Source organism: Neobacillus cucumis (genome assembly GCF_016908975.1).
In the GTDB taxonomy this organism is placed as follows: domain Bacteria; phylum Bacillota; class Bacilli; order Bacillales; family Cytobacillaceae; genus Neobacillus; species Neobacillus cucumis.
Window position 1 is genome coordinate 27,999 of the sequence record NZ_JAFBEX010000010.1, and the last position, 19,310, is coordinate 47,308.

Genomic DNA, 19,310 nt, shown 5'->3' on the forward strand with positions numbered 1-19,310 from the left:
ATAATTGGTTAAGACCTCCATACTTAACATCCATCCCTTTTTGTATGTATACTTTATAAAGGATTAAGAAATTGTTAAACTATAATTAATAAAATAATGCATAAAGGTGGGTGAAGAACATGGAAACTACAATAATCGAAAAACAACTGAGGGAAATGAGTGATTTTGAAAAAAAGCATTCGGGCACATCTAAAAACCCAAGGCATTACTCCCACTTAGAAGACTCAGAACTAACTTTTTTGAAAGATGTTCAAGCACCCGACATTGTACCGGTAGATTATTTTTTTAAACCTGAACAAAATGTTGTTTTCCTAAAACACCCTCGTTTTATCAAATTCACCGAACATAGACATTCCTTTATTGAAATGAACTATGTTTTTTCAGGTACTTGCACACAGTACATTAATGGCAAAGAGGTGATCCTCAAGGAAGGAGATCTCTGTTTACTAGATACAAATGTTATGCACGGAATTGAAAACGCCTCCGAAAATGATATTATTATTAACATCATGATTCGAACAAGTTATTTTGATTCGGCACTGCTTCAAAGACTTTCTGGAAATGATTTATTAACCGATTTTTTCGTGAATGCAATTTACCAACAAAAGAAAGACAGTCGCTATATCATTTTTCCTAAGGGTCAAAATAATCGACTTAAAGAAATCATTATTCAAGCTTTGGGGGAATACTTTGATCCACAGCTTTGCTCGAATGAGGCCATCAACTCCTATATGATATTAACTTTTACGGAGCTGTTAAGGATTTATAATAGCTCATCAGAAAATAAGGAAGAACCAACCTTTAAAAAAGCGATTATCTCGGATATTTTGAGTTATATGGAACAGAATTATCAAACCCTGACATTAGAAACGACAGCGGAGAAGTTTCATTTTCATCCAAATCATTTAACAAGGCTCTTGAAAACGAATTTAGGCAAGACTTTTATGGAATTATCCCATCAGCTAAAAATAAAGAATGCCTGTACTCTGCTAGAAAATACCGATTTAACCATTGATCAAATCGCTAATAAAGTCGGCTATACCAATATTACGTTTTTCTATAAATCATTTAAAAAAATTCATGGTGTTACCCCTGCTGAATATCGTAAAAAGAACAACGAAAGTGCTACTATTTTGTAGACTTTCGTTTTTTTGTTATGAATTAATTTGTGAACAAATTGTGACCAAAATCACCAAAAAGAACGATATAACCAAAATATTGTCAGACTATTCTCTAAAATTTATACTTTCAATTAGAGTTTACATCTTGGCTTGATTCACTTTTGTAAGTGTTTACAATTTTATAAGAATCGGAGGATTGGGAAATGAAAATCAATTTTAAAAGTCTGACAACGCAGGTTTTAATCGCAATCGTACTTGGTATAATCTTTGGTGCCCTATTTCCTAAAACAGGTGCAGAGTTAAAAGTCTTATCGGATATCTTTGTTAAAATGATCAAAATGGTGATTGCACCGATTATCTTCTTAACAATCGTCGTCGGGATTGCAGGAATGGGAGATATGAAAAAAGTCGGCAGAATCGGTGGTAAAGCATTATTATACTTTGAAATCGTTTCCACTATTTCCTTGGCGATTGGGATACTGTTTGCCACGATTTTCAAACCAGGTGCGGGTGTAAATGCACATAGTGCAAAAGGGGATATTACCCAATTCACCCAACAAGCGGCAGAAGGAAGCCATAGTTTCATGGATTTTATCATGGGAATCATTCCTGATAATTTTCTGGGAGCAATGGTAAATGGACAGCTCCTTCCAATTCTTTTCTTAGCTGTTTTATTCGGAATTGCCTTATCTGGACTTGGAGAAAAAGGAAAATTAGTAATTGAGTTTTTCGAAAAGTTATCCGATACCTTCTTCCGGATTGTCAATATTATTATGTATTATTCACCTATCGCAGCGTTTGGTGCGATTTCCTACACAATTGGTGAATTCGGTATCGGTTCTCTTGTATCCCTTGGAAAATTATTCGGGTTAACCGTATTAGCTATGATAGTATTTATTGTTATCGTTTTAGGAGGCATTGCGAAGTTCTATCGATTTAATATCTTTCAATTTATTAAATATATCAAAGATGAAATCTTCTTAGTCCTCGGGACCTCATCATCTGAATCGGCTCTTCCTAAAATGGTTGAAAAACTAGAGAAATACGGTTGTTCTAAGTCTGTTGTAGGTCTTGTGATTCCTACTGGCTATTCTTTTAATCTAGATGGAACATCTATCTATCTTTCTATGGCTGCCCTCTTTATTGCGCAGGCTTTCGGGGTTCACTTAAGCTTTGGTCAAGAGGTCACATTACTAGGCGTATTAATGCTAACTTCTAAAGGTGCTGCGGGTGTAACTGGTTCTGGTTTTGTAACGTTGGCTGCAACCTTAGCTGCCTTCCCAAGTGTACCAGTTGAAGGTATTGCTCTTCTTCTAGGGGTTGACCGGTTTATGTCTACAGCACGTGCCTTAACAAACTTAATTGGCAATGGCGTCGCAACAGTCGTTGTTTCCAAAATGGAAAATGAGTTCGATGAGAATGTTACATCCAAGCAATCTATTAGTCAAACGGCCTAACCTCCTTTAAAACTACTAGATAAAAGACATCAGCCACGAAAACCGTGGCTGTTTTTTTGAGGATAGGAAAAAAAGTAGGGTATAATGGTAGAAAAGATATCAAAGGAGAAAAGTCATGGAGCCAATCAAAGTCTTGATTGTGGAAGATGATCCGATGGTCATGGAGATAAATGCTCAATTCGTTTCCAAGCTTCCTGGCTTTAAGTTAGCTGGAAAAGCTTTCAATGGTAAAGAAGCGATCTCATTCATCAACAAAGAAAAGCCGAATCTCGTTTTACTAGATTTCTTTTTACCAGACACCAATGGACTTACTTTGTTACAAACTATTAGAAATAACCATTATCCTTTAGACGTTATTCTCTTAACAGCGAATCGTGATCCACACCATATTCAGGAGATATTTCGCGCTGGGGTTGTAGATTATATTGTCAAACCATTCCGATTTGACCGTTTCCAAACAGCACTTGAGCAATATCGTCAAACCGTAAAAAAATTCAAGGAAAATAAACCGTTTGAGCAAGCAGATTTGGATGAGTTAATGGGAGTTCAGCGCAAGGTGGGCGAGTCAGAAGAATATTTGCCAAAAGGGTTGAATGACAGAACCCTCCAGCAAATCGTACAATTTTTAAAAGGACAAGATGAGCCTCTTTCTTCTGAAGATGTTGCCGCGGGCATTGGATTAGCACGTGTCACTGTTCGCCGGTATTTAGACTATCTAGAGAAAAAAGGCGATATTGTGATGGAAATTCAATATGGTTCTGTCGGCCGTCCGATGAATAAGTACAGGTTATAGCCTTTTTTTAAAAATATGGAAAGGGGTGATCCTGTGCGAAAAAAAAGACCACAGTTTCGTCTTCAAACCACGATAACCTTTTTAGTATGCGGGGTTGTGGCACTTGCTTTATTTGTCACCGATTTGCTCATAAGTAACGAAATAGGAGAAACGACACTAAATAATCAAACAGATAAAGCAATGAATATTGCCAAGATGGTTGCGCATTCTCCCCTTACTATAAAAAATTTGGAACAAAAGCAAGATGAATTGGAGTTACAGAAATATACTAGCGAAATGACTAAGATAACTGCCGTCGAATTTATTGTTGTGATGGATATGAATGGGATACGGAAAACGCATCCTAGTCCAGATAAAATTGGGCAACATTTTGTTGGAGGCGATGAAGGACCTGTTCTCCGTGGTCAAGAAAATACCTCCATCGCAAAGGGAACATTAGGGTACTCATTAAGAGCCTTTACTCCGGTATTTTCAGACGCTGGAAAACAAATCGGCGCTGTTGCGGTAGGAATTTCTCTTAATAAGGTCAAACAGAACGTTAAAAACAGCAAACATGTCATTTATTTAGCTGTTATTTTCGGCGTATTAATTGGAGTTATGGGGGCCATTTTTTTAGCTAGAAAAATAAAGAAAAGTATGTTTGGTCTGGAACCATTTGAAATTGGTAAATTACTTGAAGAAAGAAGTGCCATGCTTCAATCCACTAAGGAAGGAATCCTAGCAGTTGATCAGGATGCCCGAATCACACTCATTAATAATGAGGCACTGCGGTTATTTGAAGAAGCAGGAATGAAAGAAAACCCTGTCGGCCACTTAGTGGACCAATATCTCCCTCAACTTCAATTGCGAAATGTCTTGGAAACAGGGAAACCAAGTCTGAATATTGAAGTTGATTTATCTGGTATTACCCTATTTGCCAACCAACTGCCGATTATTGTCGGTAATCAAATGGTTGGGGCCATTACTACTTTTCGGGACAAAACAGAAATCAATAAATTAGCTAAAGAGCTCACGGGTGTCACACTTTATGCAGAGGCATTAAGGGCACAATCCCATGAATTCATGAACAAGCTTCATGTTGTGTTAGGATTAGTTCACCTGCAGCAATATGAAAAGCTTTCCGATTATATTGACTATATTTCCGACCAACTTCAAAATGAAGTCGGTTATATTGCAAGTAAAATAAAAGACCCCGCTCTAGCAGGGTTCATACTTGGGAAAATGAGCTACGCAAGGGAAATGGGGGCAGAACTTACCTTCTCAGGAGAAGGTACCTTGCCTGAACCTGCCCTGCCTGAAACTACTCATGAAATAATTACTATTATTGGAAACTTAACTGATAATGCTTTAGAGGCTCTTTCCGGCCAAGAGAATAAAAAGGTATTCATTCATTTTGATTATTATGATCATGAGCTTTTAATTGAAATAGCGGACAATGGTCCCGGAATTGAAGCGGATATAGTTAAGCAGATATTTTCGAAAGGGTTTTCTACAAAAGGGAACGATCGAGGAATCGGTTTATTTCTTGTTAAACGCAGTATAGAAAAAATTCACGGTCAGATTGAACTTTCTACAGAGGTTGGAAAAGGAACGAGGTTTACTGTTACCCTCCCCTATTAAAATGAACCAGGATTAACACGTAATAACTTAGGGCAGTCAATTTGATTTATGTATAGGGATTCAATTAACCTCTTTAAATACAGACAGGGACATTCTTTATCAGAGAATGTCCCTTTTTTTGATTATACTTGTAATTTACGATTTTCCAACCCACATACATTTTCTAATTTGTATTTTATATTTATTTGTCCCGAAGCTGCAGTGAATGCTAATCGTTTTTCTTCTTCATACAATTGAACATCCGAATAGCCCATTTTTATCACTTCATTCTTTAATTCCTGAATGCAGTCCTGACTGATATTTATCAGTGATATGACAGCAAGTGAATTGGCCGGTATGTTGACTTGAAGAATCATATTTTTCCCGTCTTGAACCTCCCATTTCACCTTAATTTCACCATACACCGACTCATATTGGGTCTCGGCAAATGTTAATCTGTCACAGATATGTGGTTCTACCTTAAACTTACTGTATCCTGGTTCCATTGGAGTTAACCCGCCAATATGGCGAACAAGCCAATCTCCGATACAACCAAAAGCATAATGATTAAAGGAAAAAGCACCGACTGTCCCATCCGGTTTAATCGCTTCCCAAGATTCCCAAATGGTCGTTGCCCCATTTTTTACTTCATAAAGCCATGAAGGACAGGCTGTTTGGAAAAGAAGCTTATAGGCTATGTCCTCATAACCATTTTCACATAAAACATCCATAATAAAAGGAACTGATAAAAATCCAGTATCAATCTTAAAATCATTTTTCTCAATTAACTCTACTAATCTTTCGACTGCCTTTTTCTTTGGATCACCTGACAACAGATTAAAGGCAAGAGCAATCGTATACACGCCCTGGTAATCAGCTGTCATTAGCCCTGACTCGTTTACATAGGCCGTTCCAAAGGCTTCTTTCACCTTACCATGAAGGGTTTGGTAATAATCAGCCTTGTCTTGTCTTCCGAGAATTTTAGAAACTTCAGCTAATAAACCAGCAGAATAAGCATAATAGGCAGTAGCAATCGGATCCTTCGTCACCAATGCGGAAGCGATTGGTCCTTGCGGCTTTTCACCGAACATAAAACTCGGAATCATCCAGTCGCCAAAATGAAACTTTGTATCCCATAAATATCGCTCATGTTCATTTTCAACATTTTCTTTATTTTGTGCTGCACTTTTTTGTACATAATCAAGCCATTTTTCCATTTTCGGGAAGCATTGTTCTAGGATTCTTCGATCACCGTACCTCTGAAAAAGTACCCAAGGAACAATCAGAATGGCATCTCCCCATCCCGCTGAAGAAATCGTTTCAGTAAATTTCTTATCATTCCAAATATCCTTTGGTGCTGGACAGTAATTAAGAATTTCTCCTTCTTCTGTTTGCTCCTTCTTTAAGTTCCAAAGCCACCTTGTTAAAAATGCTTGGACATCCATATTGAAGGCAGCGGTCGGAGCAAAAACCTGGATATCACCCGTCCAGCCAGCTTTTTCACGCTGCGGACAGTCGGTCGGAATCGACAGCATATTGCCTTTTTGGCTCCATTGGATATTGTTCCAAAGTTGATTAATTTTCGGATCAGATGTGGTGAACTGACCTGTCATCTTCATGTCTGAATATAAAACAATTGCTGTTATGTCCTCATACTCTAGCTCAGAATCATAGCCTGATAGTCTTACATAACGGAAACCATGGAAAGTGAAAGTTGGTTCGAACACCTCTCCATTCTCACCCCTGGTCACATAATAATCGGTTTGCTCTTTATTTCTTCCTACTATATTATTAAAAAACTCTCCATTTTCGTTTAAGACTTCACAATGTTCAAATTTAAGTTCCTGTCCGCTTGAACCCTGTACATGAAGTCGGATACGGCCGGCGATGACTTGACCAAAATCAATCATATAAGCTTGGGTCTGATCCTTCCAAATATTAACTGGGGATAGAGTTTCAACCGGTTTTACCAACTCCCCATATTGGGCTCTTAAGTTAGCTAATTTATCATCAGCAACTGAAACTGATGCCCATTCATGGGTTAAACTATCATATCCTGGCTGATCCCATCCTGACTTCTCAAGATTTTTAACCTGTTTTTCTCCAATGAAAATATCGCTGTAAACATAATGACTGTTTGATGATAAAAACGAATCGTCTGTAGCTATAATTTGTTTTGTTTGGTCTGTATAAGTGATTTCCAATTGCGCCAGCAGCCCTAGTCTGTTGCCAAATTGGGCGCTTCCTCCAGGGACGCTTATTCTGCCTGCATACCATCCATCTGCAAGAATGACTCCTAATACATTTTCACCTTCGAGCAAATAGGGCAAAACATCATAGGTTTGATATTGCAGGTAGTTGGAATAGGATGTGTAATCAGGTGTAAATTCTGCATCCGTAATTCTTTGTCCATTGATTTTAGCGTGATAAAGTCCATGCGCTGTAATGTAAAGACGTGCCTTCTCTATTTTCTTTTGATCAATGTGAAAGGATTTACGAACCAATTTAGGCGGATGCAGTCTATCTTCCGGGGAAGGCTGATTCGCTTTTTTCTTATTAATAAACATATCCTCTAAGGTTAGTTCCGGTTCTTCTGTTACATTTTCTTGCTGTGGCTCAATCCATTTCGCCACCCATTCTTCCTCATGTAATAGCCCCATTTCCCAATGACCTTCACTGCTCCACGCTGATTCCTCTCCATTAGAACACCAAACACGGACTTGCCAAGTATAGCTGGTTTTACTCTGCAATAAAGGGCCTTCATATGGAATGTTCACGGAAACTTGTGATTGTACTTTATTAGAATCCCAAATCAACTTTTTAAAGTCCGAAGATGCATTTTCAAACACATTAATTTGATAGGCAGACTGGAATATGCCTGTCCGTTCACTTTCTAGTCTCCAGCTGAAACGCGGCTGTAGGATATCCGTTCCCATCAGACTATCCTGATTTTCGATTGTTAACTTGATGACCTGGGTCAAGACTTTTCCTCCTTATTTGCCCTCTATTTCTCATGTTGTTTACAATAAGAGGTGCTACAATTATTTCAAAAAGAACTGCTGGTATTGCAATTAGTATCAAGGTTATATTCATGTGTAACCTCCGACATATGGATAAAATCCACGCAAATTGAGCGCGGATTCCTTCACTTTTTTACTGAGCAATTTCAATATTATTAGGTTCCTTTATTTCCAATTCTGGAATTGGTTTAACGATAATTCCTGCTAGGATTCCGAAAATAGCCAGTACTCCAAAGAATAATGGATAGCCTCCTGCAGCAACAATTGGACTTGCAGCTGCGTTTGCAAGCGATTGCCCAATATCATTGGCAATATTGACGATACCCATATCTTTTGCTGCATCTTCAGGATGTGGCAGGACCCGTGACATTAGGGCGATATCGACAGCTAAGAACATACCAAAGCCAAGGGAAATGATAGAACCACAAACATAGGAAAAGCCAATACTAGGAGCAAAACCATAGCCTAATATACCGACTGCAGTGACAACAGCCGCAAGAAAGACAAAAGGTTTTTGGCGTCCAAATTTATCAGAGAGACCACCACCGATAATACTTGCAACCGCTAAGATTGGGATAGTGATATTCATGCTTGTAGAAACAATTCCTGCTAGATCTTGTTGGGATACATGAAAACGCTCTAGATAATATACACTTGTAAAAGAAGCTGCTGTGTAGGCAATAGCCATGAAAAATCTTGTTAATACTCCAAATGTAAAGTAAGGATATTTTCTTGGACTTGGATAAATCCGAGACATTTTTTCACCAAATGTTAAGGAATCATTCTTACCACGTTCTTGTTGATAATCCACTCTTTCTTCTTTAATTAATACACATGTAATAATGGCAAAGACCACACAAATTAGTCCAAGTATTAAAAATTTCCTTTCAATCGACCAACTGTTTAAGATAAACATTAAGTTAATTCCAACCATAATGGCTAGCGGACTGACAAGACCATATATTCCAGAAGCAGTACCACGTTTGTTTTCCGGTACTTGATCAGGAATTAATGCTGTTATAGCCGTACTCATAAAACTAAATAAGAGTTTGGCTAAGGCCCAAAACAATAACACTATTGTAAAGGATTTAGCTGCGCCTATCCCGTAAAGTGCCGCCGCTCCACCTATTGAACCAATTAAAATCCAAGGGCGTCTGCGTCCTAATTTCCACGTAGTCCTATCACTGATTACACCTGCCAAATATTGACTTAAAATTCCAACTATACCTGTAGTAAGACCAATAATACTAAAGTTTTTGGTAACGTTTGCAGGATCAAGCATAGCCAGTTTTACGGTAAGCAGGAATGCTAATGGTGTAATGAGTGCGAGATTATAACCAAAGCTTCCAAGTGAAATACCTGTAATTAATCGAGGAAAAGGTGTTTTGATCACATTAGAACTCATTGTTCAACCTTCTTTCCTAATATTATTTTTATTATTGAAAGCGCTTCTAACCTTAGTTTATAGGAGGATCTAATGGATAACTATAGCCATATGTGACATAAATCCTATCCATTTCAAACATAAGTTATTAAAATAGTCTGTATATCTCTTTAAAGGTAATACCTTTTAGTTGTTTGTCCCTAATATTAGTTACTATTTATCCTAAAAAAAGAATGCAAACCACGTAAGAAAAAGCGTGGTTTGCATTCTTTTTTACTATATTTTCATTTTGAAAGTTGTACTCGAAAAAACTCCTCAATTTTATCAAAAATTAATAGATTTTTTTCTTCAATAATCTCCCCACCCCCATTCTTTGAAGTAAAAAACGTTGCTATCCTTGGACCGCCTTCATCTAAATTTGATCGATTTAGAAATCCATGGCCCAGCCCATTAATCAGGTAAAGTGATACTTCATTTCCTTTAGCGGCCAGTGCTTGATAGAGTAACTGACTTTGATGTGCAGGAACAGCTACATCACTTAACCCATGCATAATTAGAAATGGAGGAAGCCCAGCTTTTACATACGTCAATGGATTTGCTTCCTTCACTCGATCAGGACATGTTAGTATGGGGGCTCCTAAAAACAACGATTCAAATGAATCAGGATCAGAGGTTTTTTTATCCTTTGGAATTTGGACTGACTCAGGATCTTCTTCGCTTATTCCATCTAATTCTCGTTGTTCATCAATTTGGAGAAAATCCATTGGTCCATAACCAATTGCAACAGCTTGAACCTCGCTTGTCATGTCAGAATAGAGTGGATTCTCTCCGATAAATTGGTTCGGTTCAGTTGTTGAAGCAAGTGCGGCAAGATGCCCTCCTGCCGATGAGCCCCAAAGACCTATCTTATTACCGTTTAGACCATATTCCCCTGCGATACTCTTAACCCATCTAACTGCTGTTTTTACATCATGAATTTGAGCAGGAAAAGTATCTTCATCACTTAACCGGTAATCAATACTTACCATCGCATAGCCCTTGCTGGCAAAATATCGGGTAAAATCTGGACCTAATTTGCGATTCCCGAAACGCCATCCCCCGCCATGCAGCCAATAATCACTGGCATAGGCTCTTTTTTCAACTGGGGTAAATATAAATCAGCTAATAACGGTTTTCCATTTATCTCTGCGTAAACGAGGTCTTTTATGATTTCTACAGAATAATCCACTAACTCTTCCAACGGAACTCCTCCTTAATAATGCAATTTTTAACTTATGATCTTTTTCATTTCACTATTAATCTTTGCTGGACGACCGCCAAGCACTTTCAGGTCAAGAATATCTAAATTTTGGAGTACTCGATCAAAACGGAGTGGAGCCGGCTCGCTTGGGAAAATATAATCATCGTAAACATCTCCAAGCGTACGGAAAAATGCTTCGAATAGACCAGTCGCGAGTATACCAATCATTTTTGTGTAATGTGAATCCATTCGATAGGAATGAACAGTGTTAGCAGGCACATGGAGAATATCCTCTGGGTGTAGTGTGAGTTCTTCTCCATTTGCCCACAATGTAACCTGACCTTCAATACAGAAGAAAAATTCCGTATGTTCTTCATGATAATGTTCAGGTATGGCTTCTCCTTTTGGTCCTTCTGACACAACGAAAATAAATTCGCCATTAGAATTGGCTTGAGTTGTCATCAGGGTATGAAGTTGGTCTCCGGTAAGTAAGCGAATTCCCTCTCCTGCTTCAAGAACATACGGTGCAACACCTTCAGGGATTTCCCCATTTTCAACGAGTTGTGATGTACCAAGATTAACTTGAGTATCTATAATGAAATCTACATCTGCTTCGAGTGATGCTTTTTTAAAATTTTCATAGGAAGGTTCATGAACCGCTTTTGGAGGGTGTACAAATTTATCGTAGGGCTCACCAATAACGGAATAAAGCTTTGAAACATCACCTTTTGATGTAAAAGATAAAATCTGTGTTCGGTGACTAAGCATTTTATAACTGTGAGAGGTACCTGCGGGAATATATGCATAGTTTCCTTCGGTCAGTAAATATTTTTTATCATCTATAACTACTTCAAGTCTGCCATGTAGTACGTAGATCCCCTCATGACTATGTAAATGTTTATGTAATGGGAAGGAATCTTCTTTTCCCCCTGAAAGGATAACCATTTCTATTAAATTATCAGTACTTGTTCCATTTGCAATAATAGTAGCTAGCTGTCTTCCGAATAAGTAACGTTCTCCTTCTCCATTTCTCACCAAATAAGGGATCTTGTGATCCGGAAGTTTATTTTTAAACAAGGTACTCAATTTTTTTCCTCCTCAATGTTTAACCTATTACATGTGAGATATTTATCACAATAACTTCAATAGATAGTATATGGTAGAATATTTCATGAGAGAATATAACTAATAGTTCACAGTTATACCTTTTTTTCATATGGGTAATTAGCCCACAAAACATCTTCAATAGGAAGGGAAATATTACCTATGGATTTAAAACAACTATGTTACTTTGTCTCTGTTGCGGAACGATTGAGTTTTACCGAGGCAGCAGCGGAACACTTTGTTGCTCAATCAGCTATTAGTAAGCAAATCTCTAATCTTGAAGAACTAATAGGAGTTCAATTATTTATCAGAAATAGAAGAACTGTCCAATTAACGAATGCTGGGACTCAATTGTTAAAGGATGCCAAAGGCGTTATAGCACATTATGAAGAAGCCATAAGTAATGCTAGACTTAGAGGAAGCGGTTTGTCAGGAAGCATAAAAATCGGGTATTTAGGACTAGAGAAACTTTTTTTACCAAGACTGATTAATCAATTCTCCAAGAAATATCCGGAGATTAACATTGAGTTAATTCAATACACGAGGGATTCACTTAATGCCTCCTTAAAACTAGGAGAAATCGATATTGGTTTTACTCTATCGTTATCAATTGAAAAATTCCCCGAAATCATCTCTAGGAAAATATCCAACATTCCCATTACAGTGGTTATGAATAGTGAACATCCTCTAGCGAACCATAGAAGAGTTAGTATTACGTCGATTGCCTCTGAGCCGATCATTGTAATTAATCAAGAAGTGTCCCCAGATGGATTTAAACATATTTCAGAACTCTTTATTAAGTATGGTATCTCTCCAAACATCATACAGGAATGTTCCCACTTTGAAACTGTTTTACTTATGGTTGAAGCTGGTATTGGTATTTCCATTCTTCCCGTTGCAATGGTCAATCCCCCTCCAACTCTTCGTTTTATTGAATTAGAAGAGAAAATAGAGGAAATTGATTTCATTATTGCCTGGAATAAGAATAATCATAATCCTTTAATATCTTTATTTACCAAGGAATTTGAGTCATTTATGAATACACACGAAGATGGACTATTTTTTAAAAATAAAGAATCCACGCCATAATGAGCGTGGATTTACTTCATTCTCCTATTCTCTAAAACATAATGTATGAACTTCTATTTTATTAACCTTACTAAATAGTAATCTAATTGCAATTTTTCCAGAAACTAAATTATTTAATCTTTGTACGAGTACCTTTCCAATCAAAGTTTTCTATAAAATGGACGAATGCCTTAAGGACATTCCATTCTAGGGATTCCTTATGATAATACATCCACGTTCTCCGCAAGATAGGATTTCCTTCTTGATCCGTTATTGGGACTTTGAATAAGTCTTCTATTCCGTTAAGAACCCTGTTGGAAAGGATACCATATCCTAAACCGTTTATCACCATTTCCTTACACGTATCCACTTGGTCGACTTCAATACTAATAAAGGGTGCTTGCGCATAATTTTCAGCCCACCAATGATCAATTATTGATTTTAATAAGTAATCCCCTCGATATTCAATTCTCGGAAGACGAGGAAGATCCCTAATCTCGATCTCATCCTTTGAAGCAATGCAAATGGTTTCCTCAAATAATTGATGTGTCAATAATCCCCTGCATCCATAGTCTCCCCGAACAAAACCGATATGAACATCTTTATTGTGTATAAGTTGGGTTACGTCTCTGCTCCATCCCGTAATCACCTTGAATTCCACATGGGGAAACTGCCTTTTAAATAGTTTCAAAAGATAAGGAAGTTCATAATTCGCAAAAAAATTAGATACCCCCAATTTCAACGTACCTACCACATTATTACTTTCGTTATTGCTCATATTTTGGACATTTTCTTTTATCTTTTCATAATGAGCAAGGGCCTCCTCCGCACAATGGACAAGATATTCTCCTTGTGGGGTAAAATGCACTCCACGGCTTTCACGGGTTACTATTGTAACCCCCAGCTCTTCCTGCATATGCTTTAATCTACTCGTTAAAGCAGGTTGAGTAAGAAATAATAATCGAGCTGTTTTTGTAAGATTTTTTTGATTATAAAGTACCTTCAGTATTTCCCAGTCACGGTAATCCATTGTCCCACCCTGTAATGATATAAAGTTTTTTTATAAGTAAAAATAATATTTTTGAATTTTATTTATCTTCATTATTGCATTATCCTTATCCTTAATCAATGTTAATTACTTCATTTACCTTTCCAAATATTATTATATGAAAAACAATCATGGGGGTATTCCAGAATGGGAGAACAGAAAAACCAACTAAATCCATGGAGGAAATTTAATGGTCCAAACCTTGGCTATATAATCGAACAATATGAGCATTATATAAACGGTATAGATACAGTCGAGCCAAAATTAATAGAGTTATTTAAAACATGGGGATCACCCTTGTCTTTTGAGACAACTCCATTGAAAGAAAATGTCGAACATGGCTCTGTTATTCCAGGAAATTCAGCAGACATAGAGAAAGTGATGAAAGTTGTAAAACTTCTAGAAGACATTCGCTCACATGGACATTTAGCGGCAAATATGAACCCGTTAGAAGGGAATGAAAAACACCATGACTTGTTCAACCCTGAAAAATATGGGCTAAGTGACCATGAGTTGAAAGCGATTCCATCTAAACTCGTTTGGGAGGATACACCTGATAGCGTTAAAACCGCATGTGATGCGATAAACCATTTAAAGAATCTTTATACCTCTACACTAGCTTACGAATTTAACCATGTTGATAATATGGACGAAAAAGCATGGTTAACTAGGATCGTGGAGACAGGGGGCATGCATCGCTCCTTATCAAAAGAAGAACAAGCAAACCTATTAAAGAGTTTGACAGCGGTGGAAGGATTTGAACAATTCTTACACAAAACTTTTGTCGGTCAAAAGCGATTTTCTATTGAAGGTGTAGACATGCTCGTACCTATGCTTAATGAAGCGATTCACGAAGGTGTCGGGGATCAAGTACAAAATGTCTTGATTGGAATGGCTCATCGTGGCCGCTTAAGTGTCTTGGCACATGTATTAAATAAACCATACAGCAAGATTTTCTCTGAGTTTCAGCACTCTTACGCCAAACAACAAGGACCGTCAGCAGATTTAGTCGATATTAGTGAGGGCTGGACAGGAGATGTGAAATACCACTTAGGCTGCAATCGGTTCGTCGAGGGTGACAGTACCCTTCGTACACGGATTACCTTAGCGAATAATCCGAGTCATCTTGAATTTGTCGATCCAGTAATCGAAGGGTTTACAAGAGCAGCCCAAGAAGAACGTCAAAAAGCAGGATATCCTAAGCAAGATGTTAAGAAAGCATTTCCAATACTGGTACATGGCGATGCTGCATTTCCGGGCCAGGGAATTGTAGCAGAAACTTTAAATTTAGGTGGATTAAAAGGATATCAAACGGGCGGGACCATTCATATCATCACGAACAACATGGTCGGCTTTACGACAGATAGCCATGATTCTCGTTTTACGAGATATGCGAGTGACTTGGCAAAAGGCTTTGAGATCCCAATTGTGCATGTAAATGCGGATGATCCAGAAGCTTGTCTGGCAGCTGTTCGTCTTGCCTATCAATACCGTGCTCGCTTCCACAAGGATTTTTTGATTGATTTAGTCGGATACCGCCGATTTGGCCACAACGAAATGGACGACCCTGCGGTCACCCAGCCCCAGGTATACAAAAAAGTTGCGGGCCACCTAACGGTAAAAGCCTTATATTCAGAACAGTTGCGAACTAAGGGTATTTTGAATGAACAAGAGGTCGAACAAATCAATCGCAGCGTACAAGAAAAGCTCCAAGCTGAATATGACCAAGTGTCAGAGACGAAGCATGATGAGCAATCGGCAGTTGTAGAGGTTCCTAAGGTTATCACGAAAGGAATTCCGCCATTGGAAACAAATGTACAGCTTAATACCCTTCGTGAATTAAATCGCGAATTGCTGAAATGGCCGGAAAGCTTTCACGTTTATCCAAAATTAAAGCGGATTCTCGAACGCCGTGAAATAGCACTGGAGGAAAATGGGAAAGTAGAATGGGCGGTAGCAGAAGTGCTTGCATTCGCGACGTTGTTAAAAGAAGGCACACCCATCCGGCTAACAGGACAGGATTCTGAGCGTGGAACGTTCGCTCAGCGTCACATTGTGCTGCATGACACAGAAACCAACGAAACCTATTCACCCTTGCATCATCTAACGCAAGCCCGGGCTTCGTTTGCGGTTCATAATAGCCCACTGTCTGAAGCGGCTGTAGTAGGTTTTGAATATGGCTATAATGTCTTTGCTCCTGAAACACTTGTCATATGGGAAGCACAATACGGTGATTTTGCTAACACAGCACAACCTCTGTTTGATCAATTTGTTTCATCCGCTAGAGCAAAATGGGGACAAAAGTCAGGGCTTACTCTTTTGCTGCCTCACGGTTATGAGGGCCAGGGTCCAGAGCACTCCAGTGCCCGTCTTGAACGCTTTTTACAGTTGGCGGCAGAAAACAACTGGACGGTTGCAAACTTGACTAGTGCTGCCCAATACTTTCATATTTTGCGCCGGCAAGCATCCATCTTAGGAACAGAATTCGTCAGGCCGCTGGTCATTATGACACCAAAAAGTCTGCTTCGTCACCCGCTGGTCTCTTCTCCTGGCACTGCTCTAAGCGATGGCAGTTTCCAAACGGTTGTGGAACAACCAGAGCTAGGAAAAAGGAGAGAAAAAGTAAAGAGGCTAGTGTTAGCGACTGGTAAAATGGCAATCGATCTGGCTGCCGAAATTGACTCAAATAAAGAAATGCAAAAATTAGACGAAATACACATCATTCGTATCGAGCAATTGTATCCATTCCCGATGGAAAAAGTAGAAGAAATACTAAAGCGCTATCCAAACTTGAAGGAAATCATTTGGGTACAGGAAGAACCAAAGAATATGGGAGCATGGCATTATATCGCCCCTACTCTCTTTGAACTTGCTTCCGGCAAACTGACAGTTGGATACATGGGACGGCAGGCGCGTTCAAGCACCGCAGTCGGCGATTCAATCGTCCACAAAAAGGAACAAGATAACATTATCCAACAGGCTTTGAATTTTAATAGTGTAAAAGATACACAGAAACATGAAAGAGAGTTAATTAGAAGCTAACCAAGATCAATAGCAAATACCAAGATAATAATAGTACTTACTGTACTTAGGAGGATATGAACTTGATGGAAATTAAAGTACCAGAGTTGGCAGAATCCATTTCAGAAGGAACGATTTCACAATGGCTCATTAATATTGGTGACAAAGTATCAAAAGGAGATAGTGTCGTAGAACTGGAAACAGATAAAGTCAATATAGAATTAAATGCTGAATACTCAGGTGTAGTGACAAAAGTATTAAAAGAAACAGGCGATACGGTAGAGGTAGGCGATGTTATTGCGATTATTGAGGAGAGCAAAGCTGAAGGAACTGTTGCCCCATCAACAGATCCGGAGCACACGTTAGAAGAATCCTTAAACCAGCAAAGCATCCCGTCTGAGCAAGAAGTTCCGAAATCCAACCGGCCGATTGCTTCTCCAGCTGCAAGAAAAATGGCAAGAGAACTGGGAATCGATTTAAACCGGGTAAACAGCAGTGACCCACTAGGCAGAATTAGATCAAATGATGTTAAAGCCTATTCACCTGCATCTCCGGTAAAAGAAGAACCAAAATTGGAAAAGGCAAGTCCAAAGCGAAAGGAACAACAAACGGATGTGGAGTTTGATAAACCTATAGAACGTGTAAAAATGTCCCGCAGACGTCAAACGATCGCTAAACGCCTCGTAGAGGTTCAACAAACAGCAGCAATGTTGACCACATTTAATGAAGTTGACATGTCTGCGATTATGGATTTACGCCATAAGCGGAAAGATGCCTTTTATGATAAACATGGTGTTCGTCTTGGATTTATGTCGTTCTTTACAAAAGCAGTAGTTTCAGCCTTAAAGCAATTCCCTCTTTTAAATGCGGAAATTCAAGGAGATGAATTGCTGATCAAGAAGTTTTACGATATCGGAATTGCCGTTGCCGCTCCAGAAGGTTTGGTCGTTCCAGTTGTACGCAACGCGAACCAGAAAAATTTTGCCGAGATCGAACAAGAAATCGGTAATCTTGGTAAAAAGGCTCGTGATAATGCCCTCACTTTGAATGATTTGCAAGGTGGAACCTTTACGATTACAAATGGTGGAGTTTTTGGTTCTTTAATGTCCACTCCAATTTTGAATAGTCCGCAAGTAGGCATTCTCGGTATGCATAAGATTCAAACAAGGCCAGTAGCAATTGATAGTGAACGAATAGCAAATCGTCCGATGATGTATATCGCACTGTCTTACGACCATCGAATTGTGGATGGGAAAGAAGCCGTTAGCTTCCTGGCTATGGTAAAAGAATTGTTAGAAGATCCAGAAACCTTATTATTAGAAAGCTAAAACTATAGGGAGATCTATCAATGGAAGCTAAATACTGTAGAGAATCAAGAGTGATACGAACCAGTCGTGTATTCCCAAACGATGTGAATAATCACAATACATTATTTGGCGGCCGGTTAATGAGTGATATAGACCAAGTCGCCTCTATTTCAGCAGCGCGCCATAGCCGAAGCGAATGTGTAACTGCTTCAACGGATTCAGTCGATTTTTTACATCCAATACGACCAACTGATTCAGTCTGCTTTGAATCTTATGTGACATGGAAAGGCACATCTTCAATGGAAGTATTTGTAAAAGTCATTGCAGAAGACCTAAAAAGCGGTAAGCGTAAAATTGCGGCGACTGCCCTCTTAACCTTTGTCGCACTTGATGAGAATAAGCGCCCAACATGGGTTCCGGAAGTCATCCCAGAAACAGAAGAAGAGAAAAAATTACATGAAACCGCTCCAGAGCGGGCAAGAGTGCGTAAAGAAAGAAAACAAAAAAGTAAAGAATTAGCCTCATTTTTAACCATGTATCAGGAAATTTACCTTTAATTGGAGGATTTTTTTTATGTGGGTTATCACTCATTATTCAAATTTAAATATAACCATGTATGAATATAACACGGAAAAAGAGGCAAAAGAAGCTTTGAAAGTCCTAAAAGGCTACAAGATTCTTTCACACATTGTTTACTTTAATGATCCTATTTACGCTGTTTAGATCTTTTCCATGATAACCGCCTATTTTCTCTTATCAAAAATTGGCTAGTTATTAAGGAATAGATTAATACAATTTGATAACTATAGAAAGGAGATGAGGTTCATGATTCTAAAGAATGCCCTTGAATTAAGTAAGCGTATCAATTCCTACCGACAGGGTTTGGATGAATTGAAAAGGACTAAGGGACCCTCTGATCCTGATGTCATAAAACTCAGCCAACAAATCGATCGGGACATGGTCATGTTACAAAAAATTATGCATGAACTTCGCTCCTTACAACAGGGATATCTCTATATTAGGCCTCCAAACTTAGATGAGCCCATATCCACTAGTCATGATGGTTTAAAAAGAAAAGATTAATATCCAACTTTAACAACATCAAACTAAAGAGTCTCTTTTGTATAAGTTTAGTTGGTACAAATTTT

16 protein-coding genes are annotated in these 19,310 nt (G+C 38.4%); 10 read left to right on the top strand and 6 right to left on the bottom strand.

Going from position 1 to position 19,310, the window contains the following annotated elements:
* The first annotated feature begins 119 nt into the window (after window positions 1-119).
* From JOC76_RS14600 to dcuS, 4 genes are all read left to right on the top strand, one after another.
* Window positions 120-1,139 carry an AraC family transcriptional regulator gene (locus JOC76_RS14600; protein WP_205178650.1) on the top strand — a complete coding sequence of 340 codons (1,020 nt, stop codon included), beginning with the start codon at window positions 120-122 and terminating at the stop codon, window positions 1,137-1,139.
* 185 nt (window positions 1,140-1,324) lie between these two features.
* Entirely contained in the window at window positions 1,325-2,578 is a 1,254-nt protein-coding gene (locus tag JOC76_RS14605; RefSeq protein ID WP_205178651.1) for a dicarboxylate/amino acid:cation symporter, read from the top strand.
* A 115-nt stretch (window positions 2,579-2,693) separates the two neighbouring features.
* The gene (locus JOC76_RS14610) at window positions 2,694-3,371 is read left to right on the top strand and encodes a response regulator (protein WP_205178652.1); all 678 of its coding nucleotides are present in this window, start codon (window positions 2,694-2,696) and stop codon (window positions 3,369-3,371) included.
* 33 nt (window positions 3,372-3,404) lie between these two features.
* Entirely contained in the window at window positions 3,405-4,991 is a 1,587-nt protein-coding gene (gene dcuS / locus JOC76_RS14615; protein WP_205178653.1) for a DcuS/MalK family sensor histidine kinase, read from the top strand.
* 122 nt (window positions 4,992-5,113) lie between these two features.
* Here the strand turns inward: dcuS and JOC76_RS14620 are convergent, their stop codons facing one another.
* The 5 genes from JOC76_RS14620 to JOC76_RS14640 all read right to left on the bottom strand — a co-directional run bounded on the left by JOC76_RS14620 (window position 5,114) and on the right by JOC76_RS14640 (window position 11,700).
* Window positions 5,114-7,951, bottom strand: a complete 2,838-nt coding sequence (locus JOC76_RS14620; RefSeq protein ID WP_205178655.1) for an alpha-L-rhamnosidase — start codon at window positions 7,949-7,951, stop codon at window positions 5,114-5,116.
* Between the two features lie 172 nt (window positions 7,952-8,123).
* The gene (locus JOC76_RS14625) at window positions 8,124-9,395 is read right to left on the bottom strand and encodes an MFS transporter (protein WP_205178657.1); all 1,272 of its coding nucleotides are present in this window, start codon (window positions 9,393-9,395) and stop codon (window positions 8,124-8,126) included.
* A gap of 263 nt (window positions 9,396-9,658) precedes the next feature.
* The gene (locus tag JOC76_RS14630) at window positions 9,659-10,483 is read right to left on the bottom strand and encodes an alpha/beta hydrolase (RefSeq protein ID WP_239557748.1); all 825 of its coding nucleotides are present in this window, start codon (window positions 10,481-10,483) and stop codon (window positions 9,659-9,661) included.
* Window positions 10,444-10,614, bottom strand: a complete 171-nt coding sequence (locus JOC76_RS14635) for a hypothetical protein (protein ID WP_205178659.1) — start codon at window positions 10,612-10,614, stop codon at window positions 10,444-10,446. The genes JOC76_RS14630 and JOC76_RS14635 overlap by 40 nt, the downstream gene beginning before the upstream one ends.
* Window positions 10,615-10,641: 27 nt before the next feature.
* Window positions 10,642-11,700: a quercetin 2,3-dioxygenase gene (locus JOC76_RS14640; RefSeq protein WP_205178660.1), complete on the bottom strand. Its 1,059-nt coding sequence runs from the start codon at window positions 11,698-11,700 to the stop codon at window positions 10,642-10,644.
* A gap of 180 nt (window positions 11,701-11,880) precedes the next feature.
* On the opposite strand from JOC76_RS14640, the gene JOC76_RS14645 reads away from it, so the two are divergent.
* Window positions 11,881-12,807 (top strand): LysR family transcriptional regulator, encoded by a 927-nt coding sequence (locus tag JOC76_RS14645; protein WP_205178662.1) that lies wholly within the window; start codon window positions 11,881-11,883, stop codon window positions 12,805-12,807.
* 109 nt (window positions 12,808-12,916) lie between these two features.
* Here JOC76_RS14645 and JOC76_RS14650 read toward each other — a convergent pair whose 3' ends face one another.
* The gene (locus JOC76_RS14650; RefSeq protein WP_205178664.1) at window positions 12,917-13,816 is read right to left on the bottom strand and encodes a LysR family transcriptional regulator; all 900 of its coding nucleotides are present in this window, start codon (window positions 13,814-13,816) and stop codon (window positions 12,917-12,919) included.
* A gap of 165 nt (window positions 13,817-13,981) precedes the next feature.
* Between JOC76_RS14650 and JOC76_RS14655 the strand changes: the two genes are divergently transcribed.
* The 5 genes from JOC76_RS14655 to JOC76_RS14675 all read left to right on the top strand — a co-directional run bounded on the left by JOC76_RS14655 (window position 13,982) and on the right by JOC76_RS14675 (window position 19,245).
* Complete coding sequence (locus tag JOC76_RS14655; protein ID WP_205178666.1) at window positions 13,982-16,876, top strand: 2-oxoglutarate dehydrogenase E1 component; 2,895 nt, start codon at window positions 13,982-13,984, stop codon at window positions 16,874-16,876.
* A 62-nt stretch (window positions 16,877-16,938) separates the two neighbouring features.
* Window positions 16,939-18,183 carry a 2-oxoglutarate dehydrogenase complex dihydrolipoyllysine-residue succinyltransferase gene (gene odhB, locus JOC76_RS14660; RefSeq protein ID WP_205178668.1) on the top strand — a complete coding sequence of 415 codons (1,245 nt, stop codon included), beginning with the start codon at window positions 16,939-16,941 and terminating at the stop codon, window positions 18,181-18,183.
* A gap of 20 nt (window positions 18,184-18,203) precedes the next feature.
* A complete protein-coding gene (locus tag JOC76_RS14665; RefSeq protein ID WP_205178670.1) occupies window positions 18,204-18,719 on the top strand; it encodes an acyl-CoA thioesterase in 516 nt (171 codons plus the stop codon).
* A 16-nt stretch (window positions 18,720-18,735) separates the two neighbouring features.
* Window positions 18,736-18,885 (top strand): hypothetical protein, encoded by a 150-nt coding sequence (locus tag JOC76_RS14670; RefSeq protein WP_205178672.1) that lies wholly within the window; start codon window positions 18,736-18,738, stop codon window positions 18,883-18,885.
* Between the two features lie 102 nt (window positions 18,886-18,987).
* Window positions 18,988-19,245, top strand: coding sequence for an aspartyl-phosphate phosphatase Spo0E family protein (locus JOC76_RS14675; RefSeq protein ID WP_205178674.1), 258 nt, complete (start codon window positions 18,988-18,990; stop codon window positions 19,243-19,245).
* The last annotated feature ends 65 nt before the right edge of the window (window positions 19,246-19,310 follow it).